This is a genomic window from Paracoccus sp. J56, assembly GCF_019633685.1.
GTDB lineage: Bacteria > Pseudomonadota > Alphaproteobacteria > Rhodobacterales > Rhodobacteraceae > Paracoccus > Paracoccus kondratievae.
The window spans coordinates 188109-198229 of record NZ_JAFL01000004.1 but is presented as its reverse complement, the minus strand read 5'-3'; the positions used below and the strand labels follow the sequence as shown (position 1 = coordinate 198229).

Genomic DNA, 10121 nt, shown 5'->3' with positions numbered 1-10121 from the left:
CGTCACCCGGCATTGCAGGGCGTGACCGTTCAGATGCACGTCCTCCTGCCGGGTCACACCGGTTGCCTCGGCCAGGGTCGCCCCCTCGGCAATCAGGATCTGGGACTGCACGATGTCGATGCCGGTGACCTCTTCGGTCACGGTATGCTCGACCTGCACGCGCGGGTTCACTTCGATGAAGTAGAAGTGGCCCGTATCCATATCCATCAGGAATTCTACGGTGCCGGCGTTCTGATAGCCGACAGCGCGGCCGATTTTCAGCGCCAGCTCGCAGACCTCGGCGCGTTGCCCGGGGGTCAGATAGGGGGCGGGCGCGCGCTCGACGACCTTCTGGTTGCGGCGCTGCACGGTACAGTCGCGCTCATAGAGGTGATAAAGGCCACCATGGCTATCGCCCAAGAGCTGCACCTCGACGTGGCGTGCGCGCAGGATCATCTTTTCCAGGTAGCCTTCGCCGTTGCCGAAGGCGGCCTCGGCCTCGCGGCGGCCCTCGCGGATCTTTTCGGGCAGTTCATCGGCGCCCATGATCGGGCGCATGCCGCGTCCGCCGCCGCCCCAGCTGGCTTTCAGCATCAAGGGATAGCCGATGGTCGCGGCCTCAGTCTTGATCGCCTCCATGTCCTCGCCCAAGACCTCGGTGGCCGGAATGACCGGCACGCCGGCGCCGATGGCGACGCGCCGTGCGCTGGCCTTGTCGCCAAGCGCCCGCATCGTATCCGCCGAAGGACCGATGAAGGCGATCCCCGCCTCGGCGCAGGCATCGACGAAATCGGGGTTTTCCGAAAGCAGCCCATAGCCCGGGTGGATGGCATCGGCGCCGGATTCCTTCGCCACCCGGATGATCTCGGGGATGCTGAGATAGGCCGCCACCGGCCCCAGCCCCGCGCCGATGCGGTAAGCTTCGTCCGCCTTGAAGCGGTGCAGGCTCAGCTTGTCCTCCTCGGCATAGACCGCGACCGTCTTCTTCCCAAGCTCGTTTGCCGCCCGCATCACGCGGATCGCAATCTCACCTCGGTTCGCTACAAGAATCTTCCGGAACATCAGTCCCCCCATGTTCGCTCGCCAGGCATCCTATTCATGCTGCGGTGCAGCGCAAGCACCCATTGCGACGGATTCGTGACGTGGATTTGTCATGTTAGCGGCGGTTGCGAAAGAACTCCTGCAACAGCCGCCGCGATTCTTCTGCGGAAATGCCGTCGATGATCTCTGGCCGGTGGTGACATTGGGGGTGGTCAAAGACGCGCGCGCCGTGGCGCACGCCCCCCATGCGCGGGTCATCAGCCCCGTAATAGAGGATTTCAATGCGCGCGGCTGAGATGGCGGCAGCGCACATCGGGCATGGTTCCAGTGTTACCCAAAGCCGCGCCCCCGGCAGCCGCTCCGAACCGGCAGTCGCGCAAGCGATGCGAATGGCCAGGATTTCGGCATGGGCTGTCGGGTCGCTTAGTTCGCGCGTGCGGTTGCCGGCACGGGCCAGAACCGTGCCATCCGCACCGACCAGAACAGCGCCCACCGGCACCTCGCCGCGCCGGGCGGCGGCGCGGGCCTCAGCCAGAGCGGCGGGCATATGCGAGGCAAAGACCATGCGCGCTTTTCGCGCGGGCTTGCATTGCTTGCAAGAACTGCTTTCCATCTTCAGTCATTGGGCGTAGAGAGCCCGCTTTGCCACCGCAGAGATGCGCAGGAGATCGCCATGACCGACACCCCCGAAACCACCCCGGACGACACCCCGAAACCTGCCGCTGGCGAACGTATCGCCAAGGTGATGGCCCGTGCCGGCGTCGCAAGCCGCCGCGAGGCCGAGCGCATGATCGTCGAAGGCCGGGTGTCGGTGAACGGGCGCAAGATCGACAGCCCTGCGCTGGATGTCCTGCCATCAGACCGGATCACGGTTGATGGCAAGCCCATGGACGCGCCGCAAGAGACGCGGCTGTGGCTTTACTACAAACCGGTTGGGCTGGTGACCTCGGCTTCGGACGAAAAGGGGCGGCAGACGGTGTTTGATGCCCTGCCGCGCGACATGCCACGGGTGATGACCGTGGGGCGGCTGGACCTGAATTCAGAAGGGCTGCTGCTGCTGACCAACGATGGTGAGCTTAAGCGTCGGCTGGAACTGCCCAGCACCGGCTGGCTGCGCCGTTATCGCGTGCGGGTGAACGGCCAGCCGACCGACCTGACCTTTGCGCCGCTGCGCCGGGGTGTGACCATCGACGGCGAGGAATTCGCGCCGATGGAGATCAATCTGGACAGCCAGCAGGGTGCGAACGCCTGGCTGACCGTCGGGATCCGCGAAGGCCGCAACCGCGAAATTCGTCGCGCCATGGCGCATGTCGGGCTGATCGTGAACCGGCTGATTCGGATCGGCTATGGCCCCTTCAAGCTGACGGGGATGGAGGAAAACGAGGTCCGCGAGGTCAAGCGCAAGGTCCTGCGCGACCAGCTTGGCGGGCTTTTGACCGGGGAGACCGAGGAAAAACCGCGCTCGTTCCGGGATCGGGGTGCGGCCAGGGCGGATGGCAAGCCGGGCGAGGGGCGGGCCCGTTCTGACGGGCCGCGCCGTCCGATGGGCAAGCGCGAGGATGGCGAATCGCGCCCGACCCGCCGTGAGGACGGAGAGCGTCGCTTTACCGCCCGCCGTGATGACGCCGGGCGCAAGCCCTTTGGCAAGCGCGCCGAGGGGGATGACCGCAAATCCGCGCCACGCGGTGAAGGTCGCAAGCCCTTTGGTCAGGCTGCACGCGACGGCGAGGGGCGTAAACCCTTTGGCAAACCTGCCCGTGATGGAGAGGCCCGCAAACCTTTTGCCAAAGGCCCGCGCGATGGCGAACGCTCTGCGCCCGGTGGCAAATCCGGCTTCAAGCCCCGTGCGGCCGAGGGCGAGAGGGGTGCGAATCCGCGCGCTCAGGGTAAACCTGCCCGCGACGCCAAACCGGCCCGTGATTTCAAGGAACTCAAAACCGGTCGCGACGGCGGGAAGGGCGCTGGCAAGCCCTTTGGCAAACCTGGCCCAAAGGCAGGACCGAAGTCGGGGGGAAAACCGGGGTTTGCAAAAACCAATCGCGCCCCCGGCAAGGGAGCGCGACCAGAGGGAAAGGGTCCGCGGCGCGGGTAACACGCGCCGCCCTTGATCGGGTTATTTCGTCAGGATCAGTTTGCCGGCCCGGGTGATGCGCAGGTTGTACACCTGATCACCCAGAACGATCAGTGCCTGATTGCCGCCGGCAGTCAGCAATTCTGCATCATATTCGGGAAGACGCTGCAATGCGGTCACGCCGGGACGCGTGAATTCGGCAGGGCGGGTCGCGGTCATGTCCAGTTCCTCGTTTCTGTCGCGGTGAGGGTAACCTGACAAAATTTATAAGAGATGTCAAAGGAAAATAGTCGGGAATTTTCCATCCTGTTAATTATTTGTTATGTAATTAAAAAAGCCGGGCACTGGTTGGGTGCCCGGCTTTTGTGATGGTTATGGATTCGGCTGATTCTAGCCTTGGTTCAGACAGTCCGCCAGCGCCTTGCCCAGCCCGCGCAGAACGGCAGGATACAGGTTGGGATCAGCTGGCGCGCCGCTGCCTTCGGGGTCCAGCGCTTCGCCCTGCCGGACCTCGGTTCCCTCGGTCGCGGCGGCAATCAGGCGGGGGTCGTGATTCGCCTCTGGAAAAGCACAGACCGCGCCTTGGGACGAGATCTCGTTGCGGATCGCCTCAAGCCTGCCTGCTGACGGGGTCGAGGCATCGCCAAGGCTGACCGCAATTGCCGGCTCAAGCCCGTAATGGGCGGTGAAATAACCGTATGCGTCGTGAAAGACCACGAATCGCTTGCCCTTGGCGGGGGCAAGCAGGGCACGCAGCTCAGCATCCAGCGCCGATATCTCGGCGGCGGCCTTGGCTGCATTGTCGGTATAAACTGCGGCATGGTCAGGGTCGCGTGCTGCCAGCGCCTCGGCAATGGCCTCTAGCCATGCTTGGCCGTTGGCCGGGTCAAGCCAGGCATGAGGGTCAGTGCCGCTGTGGACGTGGTCGTGTCCGTGGTCATCATGCTCATGCTCATGCTCATGCTCATGCTCATGCTCATGTGCGTCGGCGTATTCGTGGCGCCTGGTGGCGGGCAGGTCCAGCAGCGTCATGCTGTGGCTGCCGGCGGCCAGGTTTTCGGCGGGGCGGGCGAGCCATGGGGTCAGTTCGGGGCCGACCCAGATCAGCAGATCGGCGTTTTGCAGACTGCGCGCCTGACTGGGGCGCAGCGAATAGCTATGCGGATCACCGCCGGCTTCCAGCAGGATGTCCGGCCGGCCCAGATCGCCCATCACCTGCTGGACCAATGCACCCACGACCGGAACATCGGTCACGACGCGCGGCACCTCGGCATGGACGGGCAGGGCGAAAGCCCCAAACGCAAGGCTGAAAAACGAAAGGGAGGGTCGGGTCATGGCGAACTCACTTGCAGAAACTCCCAATCTATTTATGTTATATTGTAACTCGTCAAGTAAAAATGTAACAATGTAACATCATGTCTGATCCTGCTGCCCCGGCCGAGCCGGAAGATCCATTCCACGACCACGATCATGCCCGTTGCGCCTCGGCGGTGCTGGCGCGTGCCGAAGAGCAGGCCCGGGCCGAGGGCGTGCGCCTGACCCCGGTGCGCCGTCGCGCGCTTGAAATCTTGCTCGAATCGCATCGCGCGATGGGGGCCTATGAGGTGCTTGAACGTTTGTCGGCCGAAGGCTTTGGCAAACAGCCCCCTGTCGCATACCGGGCGCTGGATTTTCTGGTCGAGCAGGGCCTTGCCCATCGCGTCCAGCGGCTGAACGCCTACGCCGCTTGCCTCTCGGACGAGCGTAACCACTCACCCGCTTTCCTGATCTGCCGCGGGTGTGAGCAGGTGGCCGAGGCCGATTCGACAAAGCTGCGCACTGCCCTTCAGCATCTCGCCGGCAGCTCGGGCTTTCTTATTGAGCGGTCGACGGTTGAGCTTTTGGGTCTTTGCGACCGTTGCCGTGAGGCTGGCGCGTGACCTCGCTTATTGAGGCCATCGATCTGACGGTCAGCCATGGCGGGTTGGGGTCCCCGGTGCTGAGCCATGTCGATTTTCTGATCCGCCCGGCCGAGATCGTTACCGTGGTCGGGCCAAACGGTTCGGGCAAATCGACGCTGATACGCGCGCTTCTGGGTCATGTGGCGCTGGATTCGGGCCGGGTCGAGCGCGCGCCGGGACTGCGGATAGGCTATGTTCCCCAGCGCGTGCATATCGAACGCGCGATGCCCATGACCGTGCGCCGCTTTCTGTCGTTGCCGCACCGGGTCCGTGACGATCTGGCCGCGGCAGCCCTGGCGCGGACCGGGGTGCCGGGGCTTGAGCAGCGCCAGATTACCGCCTTGTCGGGTGGGCAGTTCCAGCGCGTCCTGCTGGCCCGAGCATTGCTGAACGACCCGCAGCTGCTTGTCCTTGATGAGCCTACTCAGGGCCTGGACCAGCCGGGGATCGTTGCCTTTTACAAGCTGATCGAAGAGGTCCGGGCCGAAACTGGTGCAGCCGTTCTGATGGTCAGTCACGACCTTTTGGTGGTCATGCGCGCCTCGGACCGGGTGGTGTGCCTCAATGGCCATGTCTGCTGCGAGGGGACGCCTCAGGCGGTCAGCGCCGCCCCGGCCTATCGCGCGCTGTTTGGTGCCGAATCGCAAGGGACGCTGGCCCTTTACCGCCATCAACACGACCACGACCACGATCATATCGCCGGGGACCACCACCATGGCCCGGGCTGCACCCATCCGCATTGAGGTCCCATGCTTGACGATTTTCTGACCCGCGCCGCACTGGCTGGGCTTGGTCTGGTGCTGGCGACCGGCCCTCTGGGCTCATTCGTGATCTGGAGACGCATGGCCTATTTCGGCGATTCGACCGCCCATGCGGCGATTTTAGGCGTGGCGCTAAGCTTTGCCCTGTCGGCGCCGATCTATCTTGGGACGCTTGCCGTCGCCGTCGCCATGGCGTTGGTGGTGGCTCATCTGACCGGGCGCGGCCAGTCCATGGATACGGTTCTGGGGGTGCTGGCCCATAGCGCACTGGCGCTGGGTCTGGTTGGGGCAAGCTTTGTGCCCTCATTGCGGGTCGGGCTCGACGCATTCCTGTTCGGCGATATCCTTGCGGTCAGCCGGACCGACATTGTCTGGATCTGGGGCGGGTCGGCGCTGGTCCTTGGCCTGCTGATCTGGCGCTGGCAGCGGCTGGTCACTGCCTCGGTCAACGAGGAACTGGCGATGGCAGCAGGAATCGATCCCGCGCGTGAACGGCTGATCCTGTCGCTGGCACTGGCCGTGGTGGTGGCGATCGCGATTCGCATCGTTGGCGCGCTGCTGATCTCGGCCATGCTTATTGTGCCGGCTGCGGCAGCCCGGGGATTCTCGGCAACGCCCGAACGCATGGCCGGTTCCGCAACATTGATCGGCGCGATCGCAGTCCTTGGCGGACTTTGGGCCAGTCTCAGGCTCGATACGCCCGCAGGGCCATCAATCGTGGCCATTTCCGCACTTATTTATGTCGCAACTTTAGGCATTTGGCGGAAATGACCGGTTTCGTGCAGCCGTCTGGGGCCGGCAAATTTCGGCCGGTCGGCTGGCGGTATCCTGCCCACTGTTTCCGGGTTTGGCTATTATGCAACAGTTGCCCAGGTCGAGCGGGGCTTCTCATTCAAGACCGCTTTCCAAGTCCTTGGGTTTATGCGACTGTCGCACCGATGTTGCCGGAAACGGCAGCCGTCAAAGTACTGAACGGAGCATGATCATGACCAAATTCGCTACTTTCGCCCTGGCCCTGGGCCTGTCGGCCTCGACCGCTCTCGCTGGTGGCTACGTCGCCCCGGTTGTCGACGTCGAGCCGGTCGTCGTTGACGAGAAGCCCGCTTCGAGCAACGCCGGCCTTGTCGTCCCGGCTCTCCTGCTGCTGGGCGTCATCGCCGCCGTCGCTTCGGACGACGACGACAGCTGATCTTACAGCGGAACCTTACGGTTCCGTCAGGATCAGGGGCTGACCTTCGGGTCGGCCCCTTTTCTTTTGCGCAAACAGGCCCTTGGCCGCGTTTCATCATGGGCTTTCTGCGCAGCTCATCAGCTAAGAAGAAAGCCGGCCCTCGCGTGAGGACCGGCTTGCTGTTTTCCATGCTGTCGTGGTTTGCTTCAGGGCCGCAGCGTCTGGATGGTCACATAACCCAGCTTCGGCCCCAGCCACTGACGCGAGACCGGCAGATGCCCGCCCTGTGCCATATAGCTGTTCTGGAAGCTCGTACCGTGGCCTTCGCAGCTTTCGACGACAACACCCGCTTTTGGACCCGGCCCGACGGTACAGTCAAAGCTCAGCGGCCGTTCCAGCCCGTCGCCGCTGTAATAGCGCATGACGCGTTTGGCCGAGCCCGGGCGCCCGGCGCGGATCAGCGCCTCGGTCCCCGGCTCAGCGACTGAAAGGTCGTTGCCAAGACCGCGGGTGCCGACGACCATACCGTCGCGCAGAATCAGCGCCTCTTCTGACGGGGCCATAAAGGTCCGCATTGCGCCGTTCTGCCCGGTCATGGCCATGACCTGAGTGCGGCCAAGCGACTCAAAGCCAACCATGACAAGCGGTGCCGGGTTGACGCGCAGCGCCTCGGCGGCCATCTGCTCGGGCGTACGCTTGGGGGCGGCCGGTTCGGCCTTCTCGTTGCGCATCTGGGCAACCGTGCCTCCGGCCGCCTTGGCGGCGATCAGCAGCGGGTTGGTGGCATTGCCGGTGTCGTCGTTGCCACAGGCGGCGAGGCCCGCGATCAGCAGCGCGGACAGCGCTGCGTGGTGGATGCGGCTCGTGATCATCGCCAGAAGCTCCCCCAGCCTTGATAGAGTTTGACCGATTGCGCGTCGCGGACCTTGTCGTAAAGGCGCCCGTTCACGTGAACCTTGGCCCCGCCATCGCGCGACAGCGAACGCAGCGTGGTTCCGGCGCGATCACGCGACGGCGTGCCCGTTGCCCAGGACACCGGGATCGAGATCGTGATCCCCTTGTCGAACGAGCCCTCGCCGAATTCCTCATCGCTGAGGTCGGTCTTGGTGGCATAGGCACCGACGCGCCAGCCATTGGCGAATTCGCGCGTCAGGGTAAAGGTCGCGCCCTTGTCGCCTGCCAGATACTTGCCGACATCCAGTTGCGCGGTGAACCCTTCTGCGAATTCGTAATAGGCCGAGACATGACCCGTGGTGACCTCATAATCGCGGAAGCCAAAGACATCCTCGAAATCACGCTTTCTCACCCGGTTGACCTCTGCACCAAAGGCCAGCGGCGAATTCGCCGGTTTCCACAGCACCTCGCCCGAGACGCCGCCATAGGCACGCTCAAGCAGGCCGACGGTCACGCGGGTATAGACGGCGCGGGTCGGCTGAGCATACCAGGCCAGTGTCAGCTCGGGGATCGTCGGGCTGTCGCTGCCTGTGTACATCCGGGTATCCGAACGCACGCGCGGGACACCGTTGAAATACTCGTAATCCGGGTTCGAGACATATTCTTCGGGCGTGTAATGTTCGCCGCGCTGGCCGGGGATACCCGGGCCGCGTTGCTTCATGGTGCCAAGCGCGCGCTGGCGCACCGTACCCGACAGGATCAGGCCCGGCATGATCTCGTAGCTGGCCTTCAGTTCGGCTCCAAGTTCATAGCGCAGCGGATCCTGCGGGTCGAAAACCCCCAGCTCAAGATAAGGTGCCAGCTTCCAGCGGAAGCGCGGGAACAGATCCGGCGTGGTCACCAGACCGTCGGGGCGCGGTTCGGCATCGACCAGCTGTGCCGCCTCGGCGATGCGGCTCGCCTCAGTATTCTCAAGCCGCTCGACATCCGAGCGGCGCAGCACCACGGACGAGGTCGCCATACCTTCGGAATTCGAAGTGATGACCAGCGTCTCGACCGAAGGCGGCAGCGCGCGGGTCATCAGCCGCGCTGTGCGGCCAACAGCCTCGGCCTGCTGGATATAGCGGGTGTTGCGGATGCGCACCTCGGCGCGGTTCGAGGACAGCGCCATGGATTCAAGGATCTGCCCTTCATCCTTCAGCGCCTTGCCCAGTGCGGTCTGGATCGCGGGTTGCGCGGTCGGATCGGCCGACCAGGCGCCGGACCAGCCATCGGGATCGGCCGAAGGCGCGGGGCGCGGCCGCACCGGCGCCGGGCCTTTTTCCAGCCCCGAGGGGAAGGGCGCATTACGCGGGTTCAGCGCAAAGCTGAACTGAGCCCCGAAAGTATCGCCCCCCAGTGTGTAAAGCCCGACCTGATAGCTGGGGTTGAAGGTATAATAAGCTCCGAAATTGAATTTGCTGTCGGGTTCGTCGTCACCCTGGCGCACATCATCAATGGTGCCATTGGGGCGCAGATAGCGGGCCAGATAGCGGTCATGTGAGTATTCGGCGACCAGGCTCAGCTTGTCATTGACTTGCCAGGTGATGGAGCCAAAGGGTTTGGCGCTGCCCGAGAACCACTCGTCGACATTCGGTTTGCCGCCGTTGTCCTCGGTGTCGATGGTCCGGGGCTTGCCTGCCAGCGTGCCCCAGCCGATACCGATGCTGGCGCGAATGTTGGGGGTGATGGTCTTGGTCGCGACGATATATTCGCCCGAATAGACCCCGGTGCCCAGAAAATCCTGCAGCCCGACCGAGACTGCGGGGCGCCAGCCCTGTTCGTCTATGAACTGGAAGCGCAGGTCGAATGAGCGGTCCCAGATATGGCCAAGATTGTTGTGGTCATTAATCCCCTCGACCCGCGAATAGCGCAGGGCGGTGGTCAGCCGGGGATGCAATTGGAATACCACGTTATGACGGCGCGCCCGGTCGGTATATGAAACCGTCCCGCCCAACGTGCCATCGGGCAGCATCTCGGCGGTCGGGGTATCGACCCCGCCCGGCAAGCCGTAACTGTTCAGCACATTGCCGATCAGCGGATCGGTATGGGCTGGCTGGGCACCGAGACCCAGCAAAAGCGCCACCGGCACGGTCGAGGCCAGCAGGCGGCGGGTAAGAAGCGAATGGGCGCGCATCGGCGGGTCCTTTCAGGTCTTGGCCCGCAGCAAGGGCGGCGGGTGGGCCGACACCGCGCGAACCCTTCCGCGCGGCGTCTGGGTTTTT

11 protein-coding genes are annotated in these 10121 nt (G+C 64.0%); 5 read left to right on the top strand and 6 right to left on the bottom strand.

Annotated elements, in window-relative coordinates; genetic code table 11:
* The coding region (locus M511_RS04845) for an ATP-binding protein (RefSeq protein WP_139824528.1) at positions 1 to 1041 on the bottom strand (1041 nt) is incomplete at its 3' end.
* A gap of 94 nt (positions 1042 to 1135) precedes the next feature.
* The gene (locus M511_RS04840) at positions 1136 to 1585 is read right to left on the bottom strand and encodes a nucleoside deaminase (RefSeq protein WP_085501510.1); all 450 of its coding nucleotides are present in this window, start codon (positions 1583 to 1585) and stop codon (positions 1136 to 1138) included.
* A 108-nt stretch (positions 1586 to 1693) separates the two neighbouring features.
* Between M511_RS04840 and M511_RS04835 the strand changes: the two genes are divergently transcribed.
* Positions 1694 to 3112, top strand: coding sequence for a pseudouridine synthase (locus M511_RS04835; protein WP_085501503.1), 1419 nt, complete (start codon positions 1694 to 1696; stop codon positions 3110 to 3112).
* A gap of 21 nt (positions 3113 to 3133) precedes the next feature.
* On the opposite strand, the gene hemP is transcribed toward M511_RS04835, so the two are convergent.
* Both hemP and M511_RS04825 read right to left on the bottom strand, forming a co-directional pair.
* A complete protein-coding gene (gene hemP / locus M511_RS04830) occupies positions 3134 to 3310 on the bottom strand; it encodes a hemin uptake protein HemP (protein WP_010394206.1) in 177 nt (58 codons plus the stop codon).
* A 171-nt stretch (positions 3311 to 3481) separates the two neighbouring features.
* A complete protein-coding gene (locus M511_RS04825) occupies positions 3482 to 4426 on the bottom strand; it encodes a zinc ABC transporter substrate-binding protein (protein ID WP_085501502.1) in 945 nt (314 codons plus the stop codon).
* Positions 4427 to 4506: 80 nt separating this feature from the next.
* On the opposite strand from M511_RS04825, the gene M511_RS04820 reads away from it, so the two are divergent.
* The 4 genes from M511_RS04820 (at position 4507) to M511_RS04805 (ending at position 6981) form a co-directional block, all read left to right on the top strand.
* Entirely contained in the window at positions 4507 to 5010 is a 504-nt protein-coding gene (locus M511_RS04820; protein WP_010394201.1) for a Fur family transcriptional regulator, read from the top strand.
* On the top strand, positions 5007 to 5774 hold the full coding sequence (locus tag M511_RS04815; protein ID WP_085501501.1) for a metal ABC transporter ATP-binding protein: 768 nt from the start codon (positions 5007 to 5009) through the stop codon (positions 5772 to 5774). Before M511_RS04820 ends, M511_RS04815 begins: the two co-directional genes overlap by 4 nt.
* 6 nt (positions 5775 to 5780) lie before the next feature.
* Positions 5781 to 6563 (top strand): metal ABC transporter permease, encoded by a 783-nt coding sequence (locus M511_RS04810; protein ID WP_085501500.1) that lies wholly within the window; start codon positions 5781 to 5783, stop codon positions 6561 to 6563.
* A 214-nt stretch (positions 6564 to 6777) separates the two neighbouring features.
* Positions 6778 to 6981 (top strand): hypothetical protein, encoded by a 204-nt coding sequence (locus tag M511_RS04805; RefSeq protein ID WP_029371618.1) that lies wholly within the window; start codon positions 6778 to 6780, stop codon positions 6979 to 6981.
* Positions 6982 to 7169: 188 nt separating this feature from the next.
* On the opposite strand, the gene M511_RS04800 is transcribed toward M511_RS04805, so the two are convergent.
* The gene (locus M511_RS04800; protein WP_085501499.1) at positions 7170 to 7835 is read right to left on the bottom strand and encodes a YjbF family lipoprotein; all 666 of its coding nucleotides are present in this window, start codon (positions 7833 to 7835) and stop codon (positions 7170 to 7172) included.
* A complete protein-coding gene (locus M511_RS04795; RefSeq protein WP_085501498.1) occupies positions 7832 to 10033 on the bottom strand; it encodes a YjbH domain-containing protein in 2202 nt (733 codons plus the stop codon). The genes M511_RS04800 and M511_RS04795 overlap by 4 nt, the downstream gene beginning before the upstream one ends.
* Positions 10034 to 10121: the final 88 nt, after the last annotated feature.

Excerpts from the sequence above, each read along its gene's own strand:
- M511_RS04840 (WP_085501510.1), bottom strand. The coding sequence starts at position 1,585 with ATGGTCTTTGCCTCGCATATGCCCGCCGCTCTGGCTGAGGCCCGCGCC.
- M511_RS04835 (WP_085501503.1), top strand. The coding sequence starts at position 1,694 with ATGACCGACACCCCCGAAACCACCCCGGACGACACCCCGAAACCTGCC.
- hemP (WP_010394206.1), bottom strand. The coding sequence starts at position 3,310 with ATGACCGCGACCCGCCCTGCCGAATTCACGCGTCCCGGCGTGACCGCA.
- M511_RS04825 (WP_085501502.1), bottom strand. The coding sequence starts at position 4,426 with ATGACCCGACCCTCCCTTTCGTTTTTCAGCCTTGCGTTTGGGGCTTTC.
- M511_RS04820 (WP_010394201.1), top strand. The coding sequence starts at position 4,507 with ATGTCTGATCCTGCTGCCCCGGCCGAGCCGGAAGATCCATTCCACGAC.
- M511_RS04810 (WP_085501500.1), top strand. The coding sequence starts at position 5,781 with ATGCTTGACGATTTTCTGACCCGCGCCGCACTGGCTGGGCTTGGTCTG.
- M511_RS04805 (WP_029371618.1), top strand. The coding sequence starts at position 6,778 with ATGACCAAATTCGCTACTTTCGCCCTGGCCCTGGGCCTGTCGGCCTCG.
- M511_RS04800 (WP_085501499.1), bottom strand. The coding sequence starts at position 7,835 with ATGATCACGAGCCGCATCCACCACGCAGCGCTGTCCGCGCTGCTGATC.
- M511_RS04795 (WP_085501498.1), bottom strand. The coding sequence starts at position 10,033 with ATGCGCGCCCATTCGCTTCTTACCCGCCGCCTGCTGGCCTCGACCGTG.